Genomic DNA, 23,448 nt, shown 5'->3' on the forward strand with positions numbered 1-23,448 from the left:
CATGGCAGCACCTTTGGCGGCAACCCCTTGGCCTGTGCCGTGGCAAGACAGGCCCTGAAGGTATTGGTGGAAGAAAATATGATTGAAAATGCGCAAAAAATGGGAGCCTATTTTCTGGCAGAACTGAAAAAAATCAAAAATGATGCCATCAAAGAGGTCCGGGGGTTAGGGCTGCTGATTGCCGTCGAATTAAAGAAAGGAACCCCGGGGGGTGTCAGGCCCATTTGTAAATCCCTCATGAAAATGGGCATTCTCTGCAAGGAAACCCATACCGATATCATCCGGTTTGCCCCGCCCCTGGTCATTCAAAAACAGGATATTGACTGGGCCGTGGATAAAATCAGGGCTGCATTTACCTGATTTTATCCTTGCAGAATAACAAAGAACTTGTCTTGACAACAAAGGAAGAATCTTATAGAGACAATAAAGCTTTTGTCTGAAGACAAAAAATAAAAAAGTAACACTATAATATTAAAATAGAGCCACGAAGGCTGATAATCTCCTTTTTAGGGGATTATATCTTCGTGGCTTTTTTATTTTTAAAGGAGAGGAAAATGAAAAAAAAATACTGGACCCTATTATTTACTTTTCTGTTTTTGGCTGTATTCGCTTGTCTTGCAGTTGCTCAACCGTTAAGGCAGATAACGGATGCCAACCTGCGAACAGTCAACTTACCCCAAAAAATTGATCGGATCATCTGTTCCGGTCCGGGAAGTTTAAGACTGATCACCTACTTTAATGCCCAGGATCTTGTTGTGGCTGTTGATGATATGGAAACAAAAAAAAGGAACTTTGATGCCCGCCCTTATTTTCTGGCCAATCCACAATTTAAAGAACTTCCTGTTTTCGGGGGATTCAGAGGGTATGATGACCCTGAAAAAATACTGGGGTTAAAAAATTTTCCCCAGGTAATTTTCAAAACATATGCCACCATGGGATATGATCCGGTTGAGCTTGGAAAAAAAACCGGGATTCCAGTGGTCATTCTTGAATACGGCGATCTTTTCAAAAACAGGAAAAAATTTTTCAATGCACTGAATATCATCGGTCAGGTATTGCAAAAAGAATCCCGGGCTAAAGAATTGATCCGTTTTTTTAATGAACATATTCATGAACTTGAAAACAGGACTAAAGATATTGCTGATAAGAAGACTTGTTTTATCGGGGGAATTGCGTTTAAAGGTCCCCATGGGTTCCAATCCACAGAACCTTCCTACCCCCCTTTTCAATTTATCAATGCAAAAAATGTTGCCTCAACCGGAGATATGACAGGTAAAAATTTTCGCCACAGCAATTTTTCTAAAGAAAAAATACTTCAGGCTGACCCTGATATCCTGTTCCTGGATCTGTCCACCCTTCAGATGGGGGAAGGTCATGGCGGCCTTCATGAACTAAAAAACGACCCGGTTTATAAGGGACTAACTGCCGTAAACGCCAATAAAGTATATGGTGTACTTCCTTATAACTGGTATACTCAGAACTATGGCTCTATCCTTGCGGATGCCTGGTATATTGGAACAATTTTATATCCGGACAGGTTTGCCGATATTGATCCCAAGAAAAAAGCAGATGAGATCTATGAATTTCTGGTTTCAAAACCTGTTTTTAATTCCATGAATTCTTTGTTTCAAGACATGGTTTTTCAACCCGTGGACATTAATTAAAAAGGTTGAGCCATGCATTTCGAAGATGGCGAGATATCAGAAAAATATTCAAAATATATAAGGAAAAAAATATTATTTATTTTTCTGGTCTTTATTGCCCTGATGTTCGTTATGATTGTCAGCATATCTGTTGGGTCGGTTCATATCGAGTTTTTTGAGGTGATTAAAACCCTTTTGAAAAATTCAAGTTCCAGGCAGTTTGAGCTGATCATCTGGAATATCAGGCTGCCCCAGACCCTGACTGCCATAGTTGCGGGTGCAGGTCTTGCAAGTGCGGGTACGGTGATGCAATCTGTTTTAAGAAATCCTCTGGCATCACCTTTTACCCTTGGCATTGCCCATGCTGCGGCATTTGGCGCAGCATTTTCCGTTATGATCCTTGGAACCGGCGTAATGGCAAGCTCTTTTAACGATGCTTTAAGAATTTCAAATCCTGTGGTAACGCTTTTGTCTGCCTTTTTCTTTTCCATGGCGACCGCCTGCCTGATCACCTATATCTCAAAGATAAGAGGCGCTTCTCCGGAAACCATGGTGCTGACCGGCGTAGCGTTGGGATCACTCTTTATGGCCGGAACCATGCTCCTTCAATTTTTTGCCGATGATGTTCAGCTCGCTGCCATGGTGTTCTGGACATTTGGAGATGTTGCCAGGGCAGACTGGAAAGATTTTTACTTTCTTTTTGGGGTAACCCTCTGTCTTTTGATCTATTTTCTGGCCAACACAAGAAATTATAATGCCATGGATATGGGAGATGAAACCGCCAAAGGACTTGGCGTAAAAGTTGAGAGTATAAGACTTTCGGCAATGATGGCGGCATCCCTTGCCACCTCTGTCATCATCTCTTTTGTAGGTATTATCAGTTTTATCGGACTTGTGGCCCCCCATATTGTTCGACGGGTGATCGGAGATGATCAAAAATTTCTCATGCCGGCCTCCATTCTTGTGGGTGCGCTGATTCTTCTGTCTGCCGATATTGTGGCAAGGCTGGTTCTTCTACCCCATGTACTGCCGGTTTCAATTTTCACATCGTTTCTTGGAGCGCCTGTGTTTATCTATCTCATCATAAAAGGACATAAAAAATGATTCTTAACGTGAATGATCTTGCATTTCATTATAAAAGCCATGAAACCCTGAAAAATATCAATTTTTCCATTAATAAAGGTGAAACAACCGTCATTCTGGGCCCCAATGGTGTCGGCAAAACAACCTTGCTTAAATGCTTAAATTCCATCCTCTCTCCCCAGGGGGGTGATATTCTTGTAAAGGATCAGAATATCAGGCAAATGGATATCAAACAAATTGCAAAAGAAATCAGTTATGTGGCACAAAAAAATGAACCGGCAAGGATTACGGCATTTGATGCTATCCTCCTAGGACGGCATCCCCATATCCGTTTTAAAACAAGTATAGATGATTTAAAAAAAGTAGATGCCATCATAAAAAGGCTGAATCTTTCCCATCTGTGCCTGAAATACCTGGATCAGATGAGCGGGGGAGAACTGCAAAAAGTGTCCATTGCCAGGGCGCTTGTTCAACAGACAGACCTTCTGCTGCTGGATGAACCCACCAGCAGCCTGGATTTGAAAAACCAGACAGATATCCTTGGGCTGATCAGGCATATTGTAAAAGAACATCAAATTGCAGCAATCATGACCATGCATAATCTAAATACAGCCTTGCGTTATGCGGATCAGTATCTATTTTTAAAAGATAAAACAATTTATGGGGCTGGAAAGATAAATGAAATCTCTTCAAAAATGATAGAAGATGTTTATGGTGTCAGCGTTGAAATCATTTATCACAAGGGATTTCCCCTTGTCGTCCCCATTGAGAATAAAAAAGCTGCCTGAATATTAAAAAAAGGAGATGTAAGAATGACGTGTTCTATAGGAAAAGAGGTGATTGAAAAAACAATTCAGTTCCACGGCCATAGCTGTCCTGGCTTGGCCATAGGGATTCGGGTTTCTGAACTTGCAATGGAAAAACTGGATATCCAAAATATAAAAACCCCTGTCTGCGTAGCTGAAACAGACATGTGCGGTGTGGATGCCATCCAGTTTCTGACAGGATGCTCTTTTGGCAAGGGTAACCTGATCCACAAAGATTATGGCAAATCAGCCTTTACCTTTTATAACAGAGATACTCAAAAGGGTTTTCGGGCTGTATTCAAAGATAATTTTGCAAGGGATGAAGAAAACAGGGACAATCGAATTAAACAGATACTACAGGCCGACTTAAAAGTTCTTTTTTCAACAGAGAACGTGGACACACCGCCGGTAAGACCTGCCAGGATTCTGAAAAGCATTCAATGTGACAGCTGTAGTGAAATGGTTATGGAATCCCGTATCCGGATGTTTGACGGTAAAAATCTGTGTATCCCGTGTTTTCAGACTGTGGAGCAGAAAATTTAGCTTTCCTCAAAATTTTAATTGGAACGATCACTCCTCTATAAAATCTGGTCGTTCCATCAAATCGACAATAGTCAGATCTGACCTGGGCTGCAACAGATAATTCTTGACATTTTTAACAGATTTGATAACCAGATATATGTATTTTTACTTATATTTAGCGGTTATTGGTATAAAAGCTGCGAGGTAATTGATATGCGCAGACTTTTCTTAAGCATTTTTTTTGCTATTCCGATTATAGCTGTGGTTTTTTTTATCAATGCTGCATTTTTACACGGAAATGCAGGATTTAAAATAGACAAAACCCAAAAAGGCCTTTTAATTTCAAAAATTACAAAACCAATTAATTTGGTTGAATTAAACGATATCATCATCTCAGCACATGGCCTTTCCCATCATGAAATCCTTGGATTTTCCTTAACCAACCCTCCTGTAAAAACCCCTGGAACCATGACTATACTCAGGAATTCAAAAAAAATAGATCTCCTTATAGAAACGATTCCTTTTACCATGCTCTCTTTGTTTGAGCTGATCTGGCCCAGATTGATATTAATTGTTGTCTTTCTTACCCTTGGTTCAATAGCGCTTTACAGGGCACCTCCCAGCCCCCAGGTCTTTCTTTTTTTTCTGATGTTATGCAGCCTTTCAACTTCTTTATCCGCAACGATTCCTTCATCAATAGATTTTTTATCACCATTAACATTTTCGTCGGCTTTTATACTTAATGCTGTTGCCAATTGGGTATCATTTGGTCTGTGGCTTCACTTTGCACTCAGGTTCCCGGATACAAGAGACCTGATTGCGCACAGATGGTGGATTCCTGCCTGCATATATCTTTTGCCGGTTGTTACAACTATTGGTGGGTCTTTATATGCCGCTGGCCTGACACCGGAGTTCTGGGGCTGGGTCCAGCGATTGAGAAACCTATACCTGCCATTCATTATCATTGGTGTCTTTGTTAAGCATGTTATTGACTACAAACTACTAACCTCGCAACAGGAAAAAAATCAGATTAAACTGCCTCTAATTGCCTATTGGTTGACCTTTGCACCCTATCTATTCTTCTACCTCCTGCCCAATCTTTTGTTTGACAATCCTCTTATTTCATTTCAAATTGCAGTGTTTGCTTTTTTTATCCTCCCCATGGCATACCTTGCAGGAATTCTTCGATACAGACTCCTTAACGTCGATCAGATTATCAGTCGGACATTAGCCTATTTTGCTATTATTATTTGTCTTGCAATCATCTATTCGCTGTTTCTTGCAGGGCTTAAGAAATGGTTTTTTGGCGAACAGGTGCTGTCCAAGGAATTGTTTCTTGTTTTTCTTATTCTTGTAAATATTATCTTTCATCCGGTGATTTTAAGGCTTGATCATCTGATTAAAAAAATATTTTTCAATCATCAGTCAATTTCTGTAAAAATTATGCATCAGTTCAGCAATATGATATCTGCAACGCTCTATCTTCCTGATCTTACCCGCATGGTCATAGACGAGCTTCCCAGAGCAATCAATATCAGATCCACTGCCATCATGACTCTTGAAAAAAAAAGATCCCGGCTTTTTCCAGAGCATCTTCGGTTTGGTACAAGTCCCTGGCCAAACAGCAGGCTTGTCAAACTATTTAAGGATAACTCCGTGGAATACTTTTCCACTTATCAGGTGATTGATGATATTGAACTTGAAAAAGAACTTAAAGAAATACAAAAAAACGGGTTTTCCCTTGTTCTTCCGCTAAGAGGCTCGCAGTCACTTTCAGCACTCTTATTTATCGGCCCTAAAAAAAGCGGTGGACTCTTCCATGAAAAAGACATTCATTTGCTGGCCAGTTTTGCCAACCAGGCGGCTATTGCCCTGGAAAATGCCATCCATCATGAATCCTTAATTGAAAGCAAAAAGCAGCTTGAAGATATGTTTGATCAAAAGGTTCAATCTGAAAAAATGGCAGCCATCGGAGAAATGACATCCATTCTGGCACATGAATTGAAAAATCCTTTAGGTATTATCCACAGTTCTGCGCAATATCTTTCAGACGGCAAACAGTCTAAAAGAGTTACACAGGAAATGCTCCATTATATAAAAAGTGAAGTGAAACATCTAAATTTGTCCATCAACAGCATATTAAAGCTTGCAAGGCAGAAAGCTCCGGAATTTGAGAAAATAAACCTTTTAAACCAGATTCATCTATTGATGGATCAATGGCAGCGTTCTGACAATCACAGGGCTGATGTTAAAATCAATATGGATATTTTGGAAACATTGCCTCCTATTTATGCTGATTTCAAACAACTTTCCCAGGTATTGCTTAATCTGATCCAAAACAGCGAAGAAATGATGGATAGCGGAGGCCAAATTACTCTTGAAGTTAAACAAGATAATGATTTTATTCAAATTAAAGTAATTGATAATGGACCGGGCATTCCTGATAATAACCTTGACAAGGTCTTTCACAATTTCTTTACGACTAAAAAACAGGGACTGGGGCTGGGACTTGCTGTTTGCAGACAGATTATCAATGCTCACAATGGTGAAATATCCTTAAAAAATAATTCCCAAATGGACCAAAACGGAACTATCGCCCGCATCAGACTACCGATAAAACCATTGGCAACTATTGACAGACCCTATTTACAGGAAGCAATCATTCCTGATAAATTTTTGGAAACAATGAATGAAACATAAAATTCTTATAATTGAAGATGAGACAAGACTTCTCAGAATTTTAAAGATGGTTCTTACAGACAATGGATACCAGGTCAAAACGGCTCAAGATGGTCAACAGGGGATAGGTGTATGGACTCAATGGAACCCTGAAGTTGTTGTTACCGATTTAAAAATGCGGCCCGTTGACGGCATGGAAGTCTTAAAGTTCGGCAGACTTAACTTTCCCGACATCCCTTTAATTATATTGACAGCTTTTGGTTCAATAGAAACGGCTGTAATTGCCATGAAAATCGGTGCTTTTGATTTTCTTTCCAAACCCGTTGATCATAAACAATTGCTGGAAATTATTGAACAGGCCCTTGTTGCAAACAAAAAAGAGCCTGAGTCATTGGAAGACCTTATTGGTTCTTCAGTTGAAATGGAACAAATCAAAAAAAATATCCTTTTATTCGCATCAACGGACAGTTCGGTTTTTATTAATGGCGAATCCGGAACAGGCAAGGAAATAGTCGCCAGATCCATCCATAAAGCATCAGAAAGAAAAAACGGACCTTTTGTAAAGGTTAACTGTGCTGCTATTCCCAGAGAATTGATTGAAAGTGAGTTGTTCGGCCATAAAAAAGGGTCCTTTACAGGAGCTATACAAGACCGCAAAGGTGCATTTATACAGGCAGATAAAGGTGTTCTTTTTTTAGATGAGATTGGTGATCTTCCCATTGAGCTTCAGCCCAAATTATTACATGCTGTAGAAGAAAAAACGATTACCCCCATCGGTGCAAGCAGTCCGACACCTGTTTCCATTAAAATCCTGTCTGCCACAAATCTAAACCTTGAAGTAATGATCAGTGAATCCAAATTCAGGGCAGATCTGTTCTATCGCTTGAGTACTATATGCCTGAATATGCCGGCATTACGGGATAAACCAACGGATATCAGTGAACTGGCCCTGTTTTTTACAAAAAAATTCTGCCTGGAATTTAAAAAACCTGTTCTTAAAATTGCAGATAAAGCCATTCAGACTCTAGAAAATTATTCCTGGCCCGGCAATATCAGGGAACTTAAAAATGTTATAGAACGGGCAGCACTCACCTGTAATAAAGAAACCATCACCCATGATAATTTGCCTGAAATCATCAATAAAGAAACCATTCATCCATTGCCACAAAACACCAAAGACCATGGATTTGATATGGCAACCCAGGAACAGAACCTGTTGCAGGCAGCATTGGAACAATGTGGCTGGAACCAATCAAATGCTGCTAAAAAACTGGGGATTACCAGAAGTGCCCTTCGATATCGGCTTCAAAAACACGGCATTAAAAAATAATTATTGCCAGTATTTCTTATATAAATCTGACACCAAAACTTTGCGTATCGCTGTTATTCCAGGTCACTTTTCCTTTAATTTTAACTAAAACGTCTGAATCTGAAAATCTGCTTTGCACTTCAGGTGTCACCAGCAAGGTCATCAGGCTGTCAACAATAGGAATATGGTTGACTTTGGCATAGATACAGGCACCCTGCGAACTGACATCTTTGGTCCATCCAAAAAAATAATCAGACATACTGCCTTTTTTCTCTTTTAAGAAAAAAGTAACCGGCATTTTTAGAGACCGCCGGGTCTGATATCGTTGTTCATTATACATATTAGACATAATCTTTTAAATTCTGCCTGCATAATCATGCAGGCACCAGAACAAACCGATATCAATCGGCTGAGCCATTTTTTTTGTGGTGTAATCCAATAAACCCGAGAAGACCGGAACCTAAGAGCCAGATCGCACCGGGAACAGGAACAACCTGCGCTTCTCCACCATTAATAGTGCCCTGGCTGAGAGAATAGGCAGCAACTGGTGACTGAGGCCCTAAACCAGAAATACCGGCATAGCCATCGGTAAAACCGGTTTCTAAAACACCAGTATATTCAAAACCATCTCCGGCTGCCGCTGCTCCCCAGGATGTGAAAAGAAATGCTTGACTATAATCAGCAAAACCACTGTTAGGAGCTTCCATCCAATCCAGATCTCTATAGTAACTGGTATTATTCTCATCATACCCTTCAACCCATGTTGTCCAATCACCATTAAAATCTTTGTATGCTACAGCTCCATATACTAAACTTGCAGGTGCGAACTCCGTCGGATTAACCCAAGCCCATAGAGCATCTGGATTGCCAATGGCAAATTCGACAATATCTGTATAGTCATTCGTTATTGTAAAGACTAAATCATCACCATCTGGAAAACTCATGACCACCTCTTCGGTTGCTGAAAAAGCCTCAACCGATACCGGCAATAAAACACTTGTTCCTATAGTTGACAGTGTCAATACTGCTGTCAATAAAATCACTCTTTTTAACCATTCTTTCATCTTTTTCTCCTCTGTTCAAATTAGTGTTGTCTTGCTAAAGTCATTTTTAAAACCACTGATGCCGTACTTCATTTTTCCAATAATAAATAAAAATTATTTCTTTCCCTGTTCACCTGGTTTATTAAGAATAGCAATACCTGTGCCAGGATATTAATCATTGTGAAAATGCTTTATTATCAGTATGTTAAAATGAAATATCTGGATTTAAAAAGCATGGATTTAAATTGAGTGGTTGTTATCGTACAACCAAAAGTGGCTGTTATCAGCCACAAAGAGAATTATACAACTCAGAAAGAATAATAGATTTTTATCTATTGAATTTTCCTGCTCCATTATGTAAACCTTATTTCAGTTAAGGGCCTAAATAATTGATGAATAAAATCTGTGATATAAAAGAAATTTTTTTGACTAACAAGATTGATATTGACACCTTGATCGGTATCGTATCCCAGGGAGGGCATAATTAAGTGGAAAAAAGACTGCTTATCATTGATGACGAGCCCCGTCTGACCCTGTCATTTAAGGTTCTTTTTGAAAATCGCGGATTTTGGGTCCAAACAGCATCCAATGGATATGATGCCATTGAATTTTTTAAAAAATATCCGTTCAAGGTTGTGCTATCTGATATCCAAATGGATGGAATGGACGGCATTGAGTTAATGCACGCCTTAAAACAGATTGATCCCTGTGTACAGATCATTTTTCTTACAGGATACGCCAGCATTGAAAATGCAGCAAATGCATTAAAACAGAACAATGTCTTTGAATACCTGGAAAAACCTGTAAAAAATATGAATCACCTGTACAAAATCATTGAGCAGGCTGAAAAAAGATATGACATAGAGCATTCTCTGATCACCCAAAAAGAGAAAAACAAAAACGAGTTTGCCATATTCAAAGATATATTTGATTCAATGGAGGCAATCGTCTATGTATCTGATATGCAAACCCATGAATTACTTTATACTAATAAAAAATTCCTGGAAACCTTAGGGTATGATGATCCGCTGGACCTTGAAGGGCTCAAATGCTGGCAGGTTATCCAGAAAGGCCAGACCGCTCCTTGTCCCTTCTGTACGAACAAACGGTTGATCCAACCCGACGGAAATCCGGGTGAACCCTTTGAATGGGAATTTCGCAACACGCTTAATCATCGCTGGTACAGTATTGTTGACAAGGCTATCGAATGGAATGACAAAAGAATTGTCCGGCTTGAAACCGCCTTTGATATCACGGAGAAAAAAGAACATGAAAAAATTTTCCGGGAGTTTGAAAAAGCTATTGAAACATCCAAAAAATTTGAAAGCATCGGTACCCTGGCCGGTGGAGTTGCCCATGACTTCAACAATACCCTGTCCACGATCATGGGGAATATCAACCTTGCTCAGCTCAGCTGCTCTGAAAATGAAACACAAGAATATTTGCGAATCGCAGAAAAGGGTATCATACAGGCCAAGGGTATATCCTCAAAACTGATTATGTTTGCAAAGGGTGGAAGGCCTCTAAAGGAAAAAACTGATATTGAAAAACTGATACTGCAAATCCTTGAGAAAAACCTTGATCCTGAAAAAATTACCCATTCATTTGAATCAGACTCAATTCCCGGATCCTTTTATGCAGATCAAGACCAGCTTAAGACTGCCATTGAAAATATCCTTCAAAACTCGGTGGAATCTATGGATGATTGTGGCCGGATTGATATTGCTATAAGATACCTGGAACAATTACAAAGAACCCCCCGGGTTTCCATTATCATTTCAGATTCAGGCTGCGGCATCTCCCGGGAGCATCTGGATATGATATTTAATCCCTACTTCACTACCAAACCCTTGGGCAGCCGGAAAAGCACAGGCCTTGGGCTGAGCATAGCCTGGTCTATTGTTGCCAGGCACGGTGGAAATATTGATATCGAATCAACAGTGAAAAAAGGGACAACAGCCCATATCTTTCTGCCGATTTTTAGTAAAAAAATGGAATCAAGAACCCAATAATAAATCATGCATAACACTCCCCGTCCCGGACCCTGATAGTTCTATCGGCATAGGCTTCCACACCCGGATTATGGGTGACAACAATGACGGTATGTCCGTCTTTGTTTAAAGATTGTAACAGCATCATAATGTCGCAGGCAGTTTTTGAATCCAGATTTCCTGTGGGCTCATCCGCCAGGATAATGGGAGGTTTATTAACAATGGCCCTGGCGATAGCCACCCTTTCCTGCTCTCCACCTGATAGCTGATCCGGCAGTCGATGAGCCCTATCCCCAAGACCAACCCGGTCAATCACCTCAAAGGCCATCCGGTCTTTGAGCTTCTTTGTCCAGCCTGTGACCGCCATGGGAAGTTTGACATTTTCCAGCACAGTCAAATAGGGAATGAGCTGAAAAGATTGGAAAATAAATCCAATATATTCACTCCTAAAATCAGCCCGCTGTTCAGTGGTTAAAGAATAGAGATCAAGGGAATCCACAAGGACCTTACCCTGTGTCGGGTGATTGAGCGCCCCCATAATGGATAACAGCGTACTCTTACCGGAACCGGACTGTCCCATAATGGTAATAAACTCTTCATCATCAATAGAAAAATCCATTTGTTTAATGGCATCTACTTTGGTGTCACCACTTTGATATGTTTTTTTCAATCCGTGAATTTCAATGAAATGATTAACCTGTGTCATCTTGTTTTCTTTCTATTTTTTAAAGCGCTCTTAATGCTTCGCTCGGGTCCATGTTACTGGCTTTAAAGGCAGGATAAAGGCTTGCCAGAAGGCTTAAGGCCACGGCCATGAGTATGGAGATAACTCCTAAGTTCATGTTGATTCCAACAAACATGCCATCTTTGATCACTAGGGGAATAATGCCGTATGCAATCAGGTTTCCAATACCAAATCCCAGAATACCGCCAATGATACCCAGCAACAGTGCTTCCAGCAGGATAATCTGCATGACATGCCCCCTTCTGAACCCGATGGCCCTGAAAATTCCGATTTCCCTTGTCCTCTCATTGACCGATCCCATCATGGTGACCAGGACCAGCAATGAACCGATGAGAATCACAATAAGGGATATGCCCAGGCTGAAAGATTTAAACATGTCAATGGACTGCATTTTGGACATCACAGCCTGCTTCATGGCGGTTACTTTTGCAAAGGGAAATTTCTCTGCAATCTGCAATGTCATTTCTGAAATAGGACATCCCTGGCAAAAAGCCGAAATCTCAACCATTGAAAGCCTGCCTTCTTTTCCCAGAAGTTTCTGGCTGGCGCTTAAACCTGCAATAATGGCATCATCCTCTGAACCACCAGTGGGTTTTAAAATCGTTGTCACTTTAAAGGGTTTGCCCAAAAGACTTATGGCATCGCCTATTTTAAACCCAAACAGGGTTGCCGCCTGAGACCCCAGCATTACCTCATTTTCCTTTTCAGGAAATACACCGCCGATTTTATGCCACCAGGTTTTCAAAGCCAGTTCTTCTTCAAACACCACTCCCATTAACAGAACGTTTTTATTCTTTACCTTGACCGGTCCCAGCACTTTAGGAGCGATAATGGAAAGATTTTTATAATTTTTTATAGTTCTGATGTTTGCCAACTTTTCCTGATCAAATTCCCGGACATTATAACTGACACCGCCCACATCAATACCGCCGTAATTGAGCGACAGGTTCTCACTTTTGGGAACCATGACGATATTGGCACCGAACCGATTGAGCCGCTGTTCAATATTCCGGGTCATACTTTCAGTTATGGAAAGAAGGGTGACAACCGTTGAAATACCAATCACAAGACCTAAGACCAGGAAAAGCATTTTGCCTTTTCGACGTTTGATATTTCCAAAAGAGATATTATGAAGTTTCAAGCCCTTCCTCCTCTTTTTTCAATGTATTCTGATGCTGACGATGGTTGACCTGATTGAGCAAGGTAACATTTAAATTATGCTGACCAAACAAGGCTGTAATGTTGGAAAGCTTGACCCATCGACGGTCATAGGTGACAACAAGTCGTGTATCGTGCTTGTCCTTAACGATATTTTTCACCCCTTGAATGGTAGTTATCCCTGCGATAACGATCTCCGGCCAGGTTGAATCCGATTCCAGCTTAAAAATCGCATCATCCAGGTGGCGTGTGGCCATATAAGAAATCGCCTGGGGAATCGTTACAACACTCAGTCCCACGATGATGATCAAGGATACAATCACTGCAATGGTGCCAAATCCCAGGCCCCTTTTTTTTATTCCCAGGACTTTTTCTCTTTTCTCTCGATATTTTTCAGGATCATATACCATGTGAATACCCTTTATTTATACTTGCAATACCATGCATTGGTATTAATATCCTCCATGGAAATCACAAGCGTCTCCCTTTGGATCACCCGTGTTAACGGGGCCGGGTTGCATCCACCTTTGACCTCATTGATTCTGTCCGTGGCAAACCTTCTGCCGCAATTGGTACAGACCATGACGTCACCATCCTGGACATATCCTTTACCGGAGCGATAACAGACATCACAGGAATCAATGGCGGCTCGAATCACCCCGTCTTCACTCTGAACTATAAAAAAGTCCACCAGGGTCCCGTCATCTGCTTTTGTCCGAAAATATTGGGCTTTACCATCACTTAAATTTTTTATGGAAATATATAGATTTCCATCTTTTGGCTTCAATGTTTTGAATTTTCCCCCAAAAAGTGCATAGGCTTTTGAACCGGCTAAAAGCAGTATTAAAAGTATTGTAAAACCCTTCCAAAATAATTTCATATTTTTTTCCTTAGTAAGGTGTAAGCCCTGCATTGATCGTGGAAAAGCATCCCCCGCAAGACAGGCTGTCTATTTTCAAAACGGCCCGGCTTAAATCCCGGGTATCTGGTTTTTCAGCCATGACCAATCCTGTCATGAAAATCAGAACCAAGCCGACAAAACCAAAGATGAACTGTTTTGTTGTTTTCACATTGTCCTCCAAATTTTTAAGGTTTTTTATCCATCTGTTTCCAACTCAATAGATCAAAACCCGTGCCAATGGATCAGTTTAATTGGATTAAATTCTAACAACCTGAAAAAATAAAGAATTTATTTGATTACCAACGAAACCGAGCCAATTAAAAATGAAAGGAATTTGAAGATTATTCCACAGGCAGATGTAGAATAATCTACAAGTTTACAGGCCATACTTTTCCAGTCGGTATAAAAGAACGTGTCTGGGTATTTTTAACAATCTGGCAGCTTTTGAACGATTCTGGTTTGCCTTTTCAAGGGCTTTTAAAATATAACTCTTTTCAATATCCTCCAGGGCAATCCCTTCATCAGGGATAACAGGCGCAAGGGGCGCTGATGATGTTTTATGATCAAGCAGCTGAAGATCTTCAGGTTCAATCACACTCTTTTTTCTTAAAATAATACATCGTTCGACAATATTCTGCATTTCCCTGATATTGCCTGGCCATTGATAAACTTTTAATAGCTCCTGGGCTTGTCGGGAGAAAACAACATCTTGGGGTGCATCAAATTTATTTAAAAAATGCTTTATCAGGGAAGGAATGTCCTCGGTCCGCTCCCTTAATGGCGGGATAAAGAGAGGAATCACACTCAACCTATAATATAAATCTTCCCTGAATTCTCCTTTGACAATCCTTTTTTGAAGGTCCAGATTTGTGGCTGCAACAATCCTGATATCAACATTTTTTGCCCTTTCCGATCCCACGGGCTGGACCTCTTTTTCCTGGATTGCCCGTAACAGTTTGACTTGGATATCGGTTGCCACCTCACCAATCTCATCCAAAAAAAGTGTTCCGCCTGATGCGGTTTGAAAATGTCCTTTCCTGTCTTTTATGGCACCGGTAAAAGATCCTTTCATATGACCGAAAAGCTCACTTTCAATCAGTCCTGCAGGAATGGCCGCACAATTAACGGCAACCATGGGGCCATTGCTTCTGGGACTGTTCTGATGAATCAACCGTGCCAGGACTTCTTTGCCGGTACCGGTTTCACCGGTAATTAATACTGTTGCATCACTGTTTGCAGCTCTGGATGCCGTATCCAGCAACTCCTTCATGACAGAACTTGCAGAGATGATGCCCTCGGTGCCGGTAAGACGGTTGATTTCATTTGCCAGAAGCTTTGCTTGGGACCGTAACCCTTTTAGTTCCAGTGCTTTTTTACAGGATAAAATCAGGGTATCCCGGTCAAACGGTTTGGTGATAAAATTGAAAGCTCCCTTGTGCATAGCCTGGACAGCCATTTCAATGGAGCCGAATGCCGTCATGATAATCACAGGGATATCCGGTGCATTTTTTTTTATCTTTGTCAGGATATCAAGCCCGTTCATATCCCCTAATTTAACATCTGTCACCACAAGATCCGGAGAATAATTTTTAAAATGTTCAAGCCCCTGTTCGCCAGAAGCTGCTGTTACAACATTAAATCCTTTTGCGCTCAGATTGTATTCTGTAACCCGTCTTAAACTTTGATCATCATCAATCAATAATATTATATCGGACATATTTGGTTACTCTCATTATTTATATTTTTTTCCGGGCAAAAATATTGAAAAAGCTGCACCGCCAAGGGTTGACTCTTCAATAACTATTTTGCCACCTAAGCTTTCAACTATCCTTTTTGAAATGGAAAGTCCGAGCCCTGTTCCCTCTTCCTTGAATGTCACAAATGACTGGAACACCTTTTCAGCCATATTTTTATCTATACCGGGCCCATCATCTGAAATACGAATGAGGCACCCCCTTTCGTATGTGCCAAGTTCAATGAAAATTTTGCCGTTTTCTTCGACCGCATCAACTGCATTGATCATAATATTCATCAAAACTTGAATCATGGCGGCTTCGTCTGTCACAAACCCGTTCTTGCTGGATTCTGCCTGCCTGGCAATCTGAATGGAAACCTGGATGGATTTCTCCTTCAATCCTGCTTCAAGAAGCAGGACCACCTGATTAATAATTTTTTCAATAGGTTCCTTTCTCACTTTGTCTTGATACTGCTGGCCCCTGCAATATTTCAGGACATCATCCACTGAATGATTCAGCCTTGAAATTTCCATTCGCATGATTTCAATAAATTCATGTTTTGGATGATTCTCAGGCACCTCATCAGCCAAAATTTCAGCCGCGCCCTTTATGGAAGCCAGAGGGTTTTTAATTTCATGGGCAAGGGAAGCCGACACATGGCCCAGCATGGAAAGCTTCTGGCTTTCTCCCAGTTGTTTTTCCGCTTCTACAAGCTGGGAAGCCTGCTTGTGAAGACGTTTATATGATCCAGCCAATTTTTCCGAAAGCGTTTTATATTTTTCCTTTAATTTATTTTTTCTGCTTGAAATAAGTCCGACCACAACCCCTGCAGCAAGATAAAATATTATTTCCGACAATTCGCTATAGTAGGCTTGAGGTCCCCTTGCCCAGAACATGTAAAGATGAGGGACAAATGCCAGACAGGAAAGAACGGCCAGAAGAATCCCTCCCCGGATTCCAAAAAAGATGGCACCAATGGTAATGGGAAAATAGCTTAGCCTCCGATAAGTGTCATGATAAAAAATCATATATCCCGGGGTAAGGGTGTGAAGGACGCCAATCACAATAACAAAAACAAGCAACAGGAAAAATAAAATAATTTTCATATTTGGTTTCATATCACATCCAAGGAGCTCAAAATCGTAAAATCTTCTTTCTCCATAACGCGGGTTTACACTATCGAATTATATTTAGAGGATAAGGGGTTTACAAGAGCAATTTAATATTTTTCTCCAAATAGTATTCTAATATAGTCGTCATTTCCTTATAAAATTACCAAAATCACTGGAATAAAAAAATTGACAAATTGAATAAAATTGAATATATTGTAGATAATTAATATTCAGATAGGGATAATATTATGAAAACATTAACAATGAGAGTTGATGATTCAGTTTATCAAATGATTAAGACTGCTGCAGAAGGTCAGAAAAGAAATATTTCAAATTTTATCGAATTTGCTACGCTTCAATATCTAACCTCAGTGCAGTATGTCGATAATAGTGAAATGACCGAAATATTGAATGACAAGGAGTTGGTTCAAAATCTTCGAGAGGGTCTGAAAAATTTGAAAGCTGGAAATTATACAATTGTTTAATTTCCAAATTGCAGAATCTAAAACTTTTGAAAAAGTCAAAAAGAAAATTGATTCACAACTTTATACAAAAATCAAAAATATTGTCTATCCCCAGTTGAAGTCAAATCCATATTTTGGAACAAACATTAAAAAACTTAAGGGTGCTTTTGAAGGATATTATCGATATCGAGTTGGTAGTTATCGATTGTTCTATTTGATAGAGAATGAAAAAATCCTCGTCGTTATTATTGATTTGAAGCATCGACAGAATGCTTACAAGTGAAATAATTATAACCCATCACTCAACCCGACCCTGTGGTGGCGGGATATCGAAAGACATATTACTCAATTTGAAACAACAAGCTGACATTTACCTGTTTCAGGACAAACTTACAAAATGGTATCACGTACATCATCGAAATCTGCCCTGGCGGGAGAGCCATGATCCATACCACATCTGGATATCCGAGGTCATGCTCCAACAGACCCAGGTCAAAACAGTCATTCCGTATTTTTTAAACTTTATAAATCGTTTCCCCACCCTTCATGATCTGGCAAAATCCGACCTTGAAACCGTTCTTAAAATGTGGGAAGGCTTTGGATACTATGCCCGGGCCAGAAATTTTCATAAAGCCGCCAACGTAATATCAAAAAACCTCAACGGTACTATACCGGACAATTTTTACCGATTTAAAAAATTGCCTGGTGTGGGGGATTATATTGGTGCGGCTGTCCAGAGTATTGCCTTTGGATATCCCATGCGTGTTAAGACTAAAAAGGTTCCTACCTATCATATTTGCAATCACTTTTGTATCTTTTCGAGGGATAGAATAAGTTAATAAGAGCTCAAGAAGTTCATAATCGGCAAGGGATTCTCTCCCTGTTTTAAGATGCCGAGATCTCAACCGTTCGCGATGACCATATCTGTGATCTTTTATTGTCTGCAAACTTTCCTCAAATCGTTAAATGGAATAAAACGTAAGGTCTTTATTCTCGATATCAGACAAAAGGTAAGGTAACAACCATTATTTCCTGTGTTTTTTATGAAGTGGATTAAGAGGTTTTGCTTGCGATTGCCCTGATATTAAAGAAAATATTCATATTGTTTTTAAGTGGTTTATGATAAATTATTATTTTTTGACGGTTTTATTAAATGATGATTAGAGGTGATTATGACAGGGCTTGTTACATCCGGCGATTTGAGAACATTGATTGAAAATTATGCAGCAGATTATCCAAAGGCGACAGAAGGAAAAAATTTCTGGCGGACACCCCTTGCGGTCACGGCAAAGGCAGACGAACGCTTTGATATTTTGCCTGAAATTGCAGCAGATGACCATGTCCTTCCAAAAGACCTTCTGGCCACGGGTAAGTCTGTAATCGTTTTTTTTGTTCCTTTTATCAAAGAGCTGGCCAGAGAAAATCATAAAGGCAAGATTCCCTGCAGAAACTGGGGACTGGCATATGAATCCACTAATTCATTGATTAACAGCCTGTGTGAGCAGATCAAACTTTTTCTTGAGGATGCCGGATACCAAAGTGCTCTTGTTCCGGCAACCCACAATTTTGACCATAAGAAACTCATGGCCCGCTGGTCCCATAAGCATCTGGGATATATTGCAGGCCTGGGCCGTTTTGGGGTCAATGCTCAATTTATTACTCCATCAGGCTGTACTGGCCGTATGGGCAGCCTGGTAACCGAAGCCGATCTGGGTGACAGCCCTCTGGTTACTGAAAAGGAGCTTTGCCTTCATAAAAATGGTCATAAATGTTTGGTGTGTGTCAGGCGCTGCCCCGTCGGAGCCGTATCTTCCGAGACAGGAATAGACCGGGAAAAATGCTGGACCAGATTAAAATCCAATCTTCGTGATACAAAAGAACTGGCAGGCCGGGAACAAACCACCCATGTATGTGGGAAGTGCCAGGTTGTCGTTCCATGCAGCTTTAAAATTCCAAAGGCATAAACCCGGTTAAGAGATTGGAGTATTGATCCAATTTTTCAGGCTTTGTGCCGATAAAACCCTGCCGTTGAAGGCGGTTCCAAAGTGTTCCCCAAAATGAGGTCACAGGCTTTTTCCGCCACCATCATGACCGGGGCATAGATGTTGCCGTTGGTCACATAGGGCATGACCGAAGCATCCACCACACGCAGGTTTTCCACGCCGTGAACCTTCATGGTATCCGGGTCCACCACTGCCATGTCATCTTTTCCCATTTTGCAGGTGCAGGAGGGGTGAAGTGCTGTTTCCGCATCCTTTGCCACCCACTTCAGGATATCATCATCCGTCTGGATATGGTTGCCGGGCGAGGTTTCACCGCCGTTGAATTCATCAAAGGCCGGCTGGTTCATGATTTTTCTGGCACACCTTATGGCTTCCACCCATTCCTTACGGTCCTGATCCGTGGATAAATAGTTGAAGCGCAGGGCCGGGTGCTGTTTTGGATCGGCAGACTTGATTTTCACAGATCCGATGGCATTGGAATACATGGGGCCCACATGGACCTGGTAGCCGTGCTCATGGCTGGGCTGGCTGCCGTCGTAACGGATGGCCAAAGGCAGGAAGTGAAATTGGATATTGGGGTATTCTACATCATTATTGCTTCTGAGAAATCCACCGGCCTCAAAATGATTGGTGGCAGCTGCTCCTGACCTGTGGAAGAGCCACTGATAGCCGATAAAGGGTTTTTTCCACCATTTAAGGGAGGGGTTCATGGATACGGGTTTTTTGCTTTTGTACTGAACATAGACTTCCAGGTGATCCTGCATGTTTTCACCAACACCGGGAAGATCATGTACTGGTTTGATGCCGAGTTTTTCAAGTTCCCCGGCATTTCCAATACCTGATAACTGGAGAATCTGGGGGGAATTGATGGCACCACCGCAGCAGATGACTTCACTTGAATGGATGGTTTGGGCCCGGCCCTTTTTGCCTTTGATAAATTCTACACCTATGGCTTTTTTACCTTCAAACAGGATTTTGGTGGTAAAGGCCCGGCAGATGACATCCAGGTTAGGCCGTTGTTTCAGGACCGGGTGGAGATAGGCCCTTGCTGCACTGAGGCGGCGTCCCCTGCTGATATTCCGGTCAAAGGCACCGAATCCCTCCTGGCGGTATCCGTTGACATCATCGGTCAGAGGATAGCCGGCCTGTTCGGTTGAATTGAGGAATGCCTGGAAGAGCGGGTTTTTGCAGGGTCCGGTTTCAAGGATGAGGGGGCCGTCTGTGCCGTGATATGCATCCGGGCCTTTCAGACGGTTTTCAGCCCGTTTGAAATAGGGAAGACTGTGGGCATAATCCCAGTTTTCCATGCCTGCATCCTTTGCCCATTTTTCATAATCCATGGCATTGCCGCGGATGTAAATCATACCGTTGATACTGGATGATCCGCCCAATACCTTTCCTCTGCCGTGGAAGACTTTCCTGTTTTGCATGAAGGGTTCGGGTTCGGATTCGTAACACCAGTCATAATATTTATTGCCCAAAGGAAAGGTCAGGCCTGCAGGCATATGGATAAAGACATCCCAGATATAATCCGGCCGGCCGGCTTCCAGGACCAATACATTGTTTGCCGGGTCCTGGCTGAGCCTGTTGGCAAGAACACACCCTGCAGATCCGCCGCCAATTATGATATAGTTATAGTTTTTCATTTTTATAATTCCTTTTCAGTATTACCGGTTCTCAGTCACCAGGCTGATAAATCCTGCCACCAGGTCATCAATATCCATCTCACCATCCCTGATAAGGGCCTGGAGTGCCACGCCCTGAAGTCCTGAAATAAAACAGATTGCAGCGGCCCGGTTTGTTTTATTTTTAGAAATTTGATTCAGGGCATTTTCAAGGGCATTTGCGAATTTGTCATAGGCTGCCTGGGTTTTTATCATAACAGGCCCCCTGATACCGCTGAATTCCGCAGCCAGCGATGCCAGTGCAATAATGTTGTCCGGCTGGTAGTGAAACCGGTCCATAAAAATATCCATGATACCGTTGATCAATGTCTTATAATCCGTATGGCTTTTGGCCAGATACTCAATGTACCGGTTAAAACTCTGATCAAGCTCTTTTACGACATCATCCAGAATATCCGACTTGGAATCATAGTAGTGAAATACGGCCCCCGTGGTCATGCCGATGTGATAGGCAATGTCCTGGATCGTGGTTTTATGGTACCCGAGCCGTGCAAATAGATGAGTGGCGGTCTCAAGGATTCGCTTCCTTGTAGCGATTCGTTTGGCCTCTTTTTTATTGATGGGAGTTGGCATAATTTGTCCTCAATGGATTCAAAGTTTGGGTGGAATTCCTTTTTTGTTCCATCCCCTCAGCTTATAATATTCCTGTCTCATATAGGCCATATCTTTATTTGAAATCCTGTGGCCTTTTGCAGGTCCGTCAGGAAGTGGTTCCCTTACAAACCGTGTGGGAAGGGTATCTTTTGAAGCATCCATTCCTTGTGCCAGGTTAAAGTGTCTGACAAGATTCCAGATCCGTTCTCCGGTTTTTATAAAAATGTCTGCAGTCACCTCCCGGCCCGTTGCCGCACTGAGAAGTTCGGCATAAGTGGCGCCGGAGATGCCGTAAGTGGCGAAATCACATTTAACCAGGGTGTCTGTGCCTGCGGAATAATTCTGGAGGGCAATCACCATTTTAGCTTTGCCCACCGGCGAAAGAGGATCAAGGGGGTGCCCTTCCCATTCTCCTGACAGTTCATAGGACACGGGAAATCCCCGCTGGTGGCAGCCGCCCCGGTCTGTGGTCATGAGAGCAAGCCCCATACCTGATACGCCTCTGGGTCCCCATGCAGGTGATTCAAGCCCCTTGGTGTGCATGGCCAGATCCAATGCATTTCCGCCGATTTCATCGGCTGCCTGTTTCACACCTTTGGACAGAAGTTTTCCAAGCTTGCCCTTCCGGGCGGCTATGGCATGGATCAGATGTTCAGCCGCTTCTACATTGCCAAATTTTATATCAATGCCTTTTGGAGATTGGATCAGCCCTTTTTCACAGGCTTCCATGGCAAAGCCGATAATATTACCAGTAGACATGGAATCTATACCGTAAAGATCGCAGAGTTTGACCAGATGGGCCACGGCCCTGATATCTGAAATATCCAGGTTGGACCCCATGAGAGCGGCGGATTCATATTCCACAATATCCGTGACAATGCCTTTGTATTTGCCGGTGCGAACCGCTCCAATTTTGGAACACCGGATGGGACATCCCATGCAGACATTACTGCCCAGCCACAGATGTTTGGCTTGCCCTTTGTCTGAAAGCATGGCTGCCTTTGAAAAGGTTCCGTTCTGATAATTTTTATGGGGCAAGAGTCCGGTTTCATTGGCAAATTCAACTGAAGCGGCCGTGCCTGCCTGGCGGAAGGATTCTATATCCGGGCTTGTTTCTAATTCTTTAAGAGCCGTGGTGCAGGCTTTGATAAATCGCTGGGGATCATATACACTAACTGGTTTAGTCCCTTTTATTGCAATGGCCTTAAGGTTTTTGGAGCCCATGACAGCACCGGCTCCGCCCCTTCCTGCCTGGCGGTTGTATTCGCAGCAGATGAGGGCTAAAAGAACCTGGTTTTCTCCTGCCTGGCCGATACCGGCAATCTTGATGGTATCATCATTGAGTTCTTCTTTGATCATGCGATTGGTTTCCAGAGTATCTACCCCCCAAAGGTGGCGGGCATCCCTGATTTCCACATTATCATCATTAATCCAGATAAAGACGGGTTTTTTTGCACAGCCTTTTATAATGATACCATCATATCCGGCATATTTGATTTCAGGAGCAAAATTGCCTCCAAAATAGGAATCCAGGAAAATACCGGTCAAAGGAGATTTGGTGACCACACACCCCCGCATGGCCGGGGCCATGGTACCGGTCAAGGGACCGGTCATAAACATGAGAAGATTGTTTTTGTCTAAAGGGTCAGTACCAGGGGGAACCTTGTCATAAAGAAGCTTTGCTCCAAATCCTTTTCCGCCGATAAAATCAGCTTTTAAGGCATCAGGAACCGAAAGGGTTTCAGAGGATGAACAAGATAAATCAATCATCAGCAGTTTGTTTGTGTAGGCTTCAGTCATTGATCTTTCCTCTATAAACAAGTTCAAGGGCTCCTGTGGGGCAGGCCTCAACACACAAAGGTTTCCCCTGGCACAATTCACATTTAACGGCTTTTTGGGTGTCAGTATCCAGTTGAATCACCCCTATGGGGCAGTATTGAGCACACAGTCCACAGCCGATACATTTATCCGGGT

At 41.9% G+C, this 23,448-nt stretch carries 25 protein-coding genes; 12 read left to right on the forward strand and 13 right to left on the reverse strand.

Annotation, left to right across the window (positions count from 1 at the left end; all coding sequences use genetic code 11):
• The 7 genes from K8S13_RS24595 to K8S13_RS24625 form a co-directional block, all read left to right on the forward strand.
• The coding region (locus tag K8S13_RS24595) for an aminotransferase class III-fold pyridoxal phosphate-dependent enzyme (protein ID WP_291466369.1) at window positions 1-360 on the forward strand (360 nt) is incomplete at its 5' end.
• Between the two features lie 194 nt (window positions 361-554).
• Window positions 555-1,664 carry an iron ABC transporter substrate-binding protein gene (locus K8S13_RS24600; protein ID WP_291466370.1) on the forward strand — a complete coding sequence of 370 codons (1,110 nt, stop codon included), beginning with the start codon at window positions 555-557 and terminating at the stop codon, window positions 1,662-1,664.
• Between the two features lie 12 nt (window positions 1,665-1,676).
• Window positions 1,677-2,747, forward strand: coding sequence for an iron ABC transporter permease (locus K8S13_RS24605; protein WP_291466371.1), 1,071 nt, complete (start codon window positions 1,677-1,679; stop codon window positions 2,745-2,747).
• Entirely contained in the window at window positions 2,744-3,514 is a 771-nt protein-coding gene (locus K8S13_RS24610; protein WP_291466372.1) for an ABC transporter ATP-binding protein, read from the forward strand. Before K8S13_RS24605 ends, K8S13_RS24610 begins: the two co-directional genes overlap by 4 nt.
• A 24-nt stretch (window positions 3,515-3,538) precedes the next feature.
• A complete protein-coding gene (locus K8S13_RS24615; RefSeq protein WP_291466373.1) occupies window positions 3,539-4,075 on the forward strand; it encodes an FmdE family protein in 537 nt (178 codons plus the stop codon).
• A gap of 192 nt (window positions 4,076-4,267) precedes the next feature.
• Window positions 4,268-6,754 carry an ATP-binding protein gene (locus K8S13_RS24620; protein WP_291466374.1) on the forward strand — a complete coding sequence of 829 codons (2,487 nt, stop codon included), beginning with the start codon at window positions 4,268-4,270 and terminating at the stop codon, window positions 6,752-6,754.
• The gene (locus tag K8S13_RS24625) at window positions 6,744-8,063 is read left to right on the forward strand and encodes a sigma-54 dependent transcriptional regulator (protein WP_291466375.1); all 1,320 of its coding nucleotides are present in this window, start codon (window positions 6,744-6,746) and stop codon (window positions 8,061-8,063) included. The genes K8S13_RS24620 and K8S13_RS24625 overlap by 11 nt, the downstream gene beginning before the upstream one ends.
• Before the next feature lie 16 nt (window positions 8,064-8,079).
• Here K8S13_RS24625 and K8S13_RS24630 read toward each other — a convergent pair whose 3' ends face one another.
• Both K8S13_RS24630 and K8S13_RS24635 read right to left on the reverse strand, forming a co-directional pair.
• Window positions 8,080-8,391 (reverse strand): PilZ domain-containing protein, encoded by a 312-nt coding sequence (locus tag K8S13_RS24630; RefSeq protein WP_291466376.1) that lies wholly within the window; start codon window positions 8,389-8,391, stop codon window positions 8,080-8,082.
• Window positions 8,392-8,443: 52 nt separating this feature from the next.
• On the reverse strand, window positions 8,444-9,106 hold the full coding sequence (locus K8S13_RS24635) for a hypothetical protein (protein WP_291466377.1): 663 nt from the start codon (window positions 9,104-9,106) through the stop codon (window positions 8,444-8,446).
• Window positions 9,107-9,573: 467 nt separating this feature from the next.
• Between K8S13_RS24635 and K8S13_RS24640 the strand changes: the two genes are divergently transcribed.
• The gene (locus K8S13_RS24640; RefSeq protein WP_291466378.1) at window positions 9,574-11,097 is read left to right on the forward strand and encodes an ATP-binding protein; all 1,524 of its coding nucleotides are present in this window, start codon (window positions 9,574-9,576) and stop codon (window positions 11,095-11,097) included.
• A 4-nt stretch (window positions 11,098-11,101) separates the two neighbouring features.
• Here K8S13_RS24640 and K8S13_RS24645 read toward each other — a convergent pair whose 3' ends face one another.
• The 7 genes from K8S13_RS24645 to K8S13_RS24675 all read right to left on the reverse strand — a co-directional run bounded on the left by K8S13_RS24645 (window position 11,102) and on the right by K8S13_RS24675 (window position 16,734).
• A complete protein-coding gene (locus K8S13_RS24645) occupies window positions 11,102-11,782 on the reverse strand; it encodes an ABC transporter ATP-binding protein (RefSeq protein WP_291466379.1) in 681 nt (226 codons plus the stop codon).
• A 19-nt stretch (window positions 11,783-11,801) separates the two neighbouring features.
• Window positions 11,802-12,962, reverse strand: a complete 1,161-nt coding sequence (locus K8S13_RS24650; RefSeq protein ID WP_291466380.1) for an FtsX-like permease family protein — start codon at window positions 12,960-12,962, stop codon at window positions 11,802-11,804.
• Window positions 12,949-13,389, reverse strand: a complete 441-nt coding sequence (locus tag K8S13_RS24655) for a hypothetical protein (RefSeq protein ID WP_291466381.1) — start codon at window positions 13,387-13,389, stop codon at window positions 12,949-12,951. The genes K8S13_RS24650 and K8S13_RS24655 overlap by 14 nt, the downstream gene beginning before the upstream one ends.
• An 11-nt stretch (window positions 13,390-13,400) precedes the next feature.
• Window positions 13,401-13,859 (reverse strand): DUF2318 domain-containing protein, encoded by a 459-nt coding sequence (locus K8S13_RS24660; RefSeq protein WP_291466382.1) that lies wholly within the window; start codon window positions 13,857-13,859, stop codon window positions 13,401-13,403.
• Window positions 13,860-13,869: 10 nt separating this feature from the next.
• On the reverse strand, window positions 13,870-14,049 hold the full coding sequence (locus tag K8S13_RS24665) for a hypothetical protein (protein WP_291466383.1): 180 nt from the start codon (window positions 14,047-14,049) through the stop codon (window positions 13,870-13,872).
• 207 nt (window positions 14,050-14,256) lie between these two features.
• The gene (locus K8S13_RS24670) at window positions 14,257-15,597 is read right to left on the reverse strand and encodes a sigma-54 dependent transcriptional regulator (protein ID WP_291466384.1); all 1,341 of its coding nucleotides are present in this window, start codon (window positions 15,595-15,597) and stop codon (window positions 14,257-14,259) included.
• Window positions 15,598-15,612: 15 nt separating this feature from the next.
• Window positions 15,613-16,734, reverse strand: coding sequence for a HAMP domain-containing sensor histidine kinase (locus tag K8S13_RS24675; RefSeq protein WP_291466385.1), 1,122 nt, complete (start codon window positions 16,732-16,734; stop codon window positions 15,613-15,615).
• A 242-nt stretch (window positions 16,735-16,976) separates the two neighbouring features.
• On the opposite strand from K8S13_RS24675, the gene K8S13_RS24680 reads away from it, so the two are divergent.
• The 4 genes from K8S13_RS24680 (at window position 16,977) to K8S13_RS24690 (ending at window position 19,156) form a co-directional block, all read left to right on the forward strand.
• Complete coding sequence (locus K8S13_RS24680) at window positions 16,977-17,213, forward strand: hypothetical protein (RefSeq protein WP_291466386.1); 237 nt, start codon at window positions 16,977-16,979, stop codon at window positions 17,211-17,213.
• Window positions 17,206-17,475, forward strand: a complete 270-nt coding sequence (locus K8S13_RS25845) for a type II toxin-antitoxin system RelE/ParE family toxin (protein WP_367172882.1) — start codon at window positions 17,206-17,208, stop codon at window positions 17,473-17,475. Before K8S13_RS24680 ends, K8S13_RS25845 begins: the two co-directional genes overlap by 8 nt.
• Window positions 17,462-18,031 carry a hypothetical protein gene (locus K8S13_RS24685; protein WP_291466387.1) on the forward strand — a complete coding sequence of 190 codons (570 nt, stop codon included), beginning with the start codon at window positions 17,462-17,464 and terminating at the stop codon, window positions 18,029-18,031. The genes K8S13_RS25845 and K8S13_RS24685 overlap by 14 nt, the downstream gene beginning before the upstream one ends.
• A gap of 333 nt (window positions 18,032-18,364) precedes the next feature.
• Window positions 18,365-19,156 (forward strand): hypothetical protein, encoded by a 792-nt coding sequence (locus K8S13_RS24690; protein WP_291466388.1) that lies wholly within the window; start codon window positions 18,365-18,367, stop codon window positions 19,154-19,156.
• Window positions 19,157-19,191: 35 nt separating this feature from the next.
• Here K8S13_RS24690 and betA read toward each other — a convergent pair whose 3' ends face one another.
• From betA to K8S13_RS24710, 4 genes are all read right to left on the reverse strand, one after another.
• Window positions 19,192-20,841, reverse strand: coding sequence for a choline dehydrogenase (gene betA / locus K8S13_RS24695; RefSeq protein ID WP_291466389.1), 1,650 nt, complete (start codon window positions 20,839-20,841; stop codon window positions 19,192-19,194).
• 21 nt (window positions 20,842-20,862) lie between these two features.
• Window positions 20,863-21,453 carry a TetR/AcrR family transcriptional regulator gene (locus K8S13_RS24700; protein ID WP_291466390.1) on the reverse strand — a complete coding sequence of 197 codons (591 nt, stop codon included), beginning with the start codon at window positions 21,451-21,453 and terminating at the stop codon, window positions 20,863-20,865.
• Window positions 21,454-21,471: 18 nt separating this feature from the next.
• On the reverse strand, window positions 21,472-23,274 hold the full coding sequence (locus K8S13_RS24705; RefSeq protein WP_291466391.1) for an aldehyde ferredoxin oxidoreductase family protein: 1,803 nt from the start codon (window positions 23,272-23,274) through the stop codon (window positions 21,472-21,474).
• Window positions 23,267-23,448: 4Fe-4S binding protein (locus K8S13_RS24710; protein WP_291466392.1), on the reverse strand; the 182-nt coding region annotated here is incomplete at its 5' end. The genes K8S13_RS24705 and K8S13_RS24710, both read right to left, overlap by 8 nt.

The sequence above is a fragment of the Desulfobacula sp. genome (genome assembly GCF_021107415.1).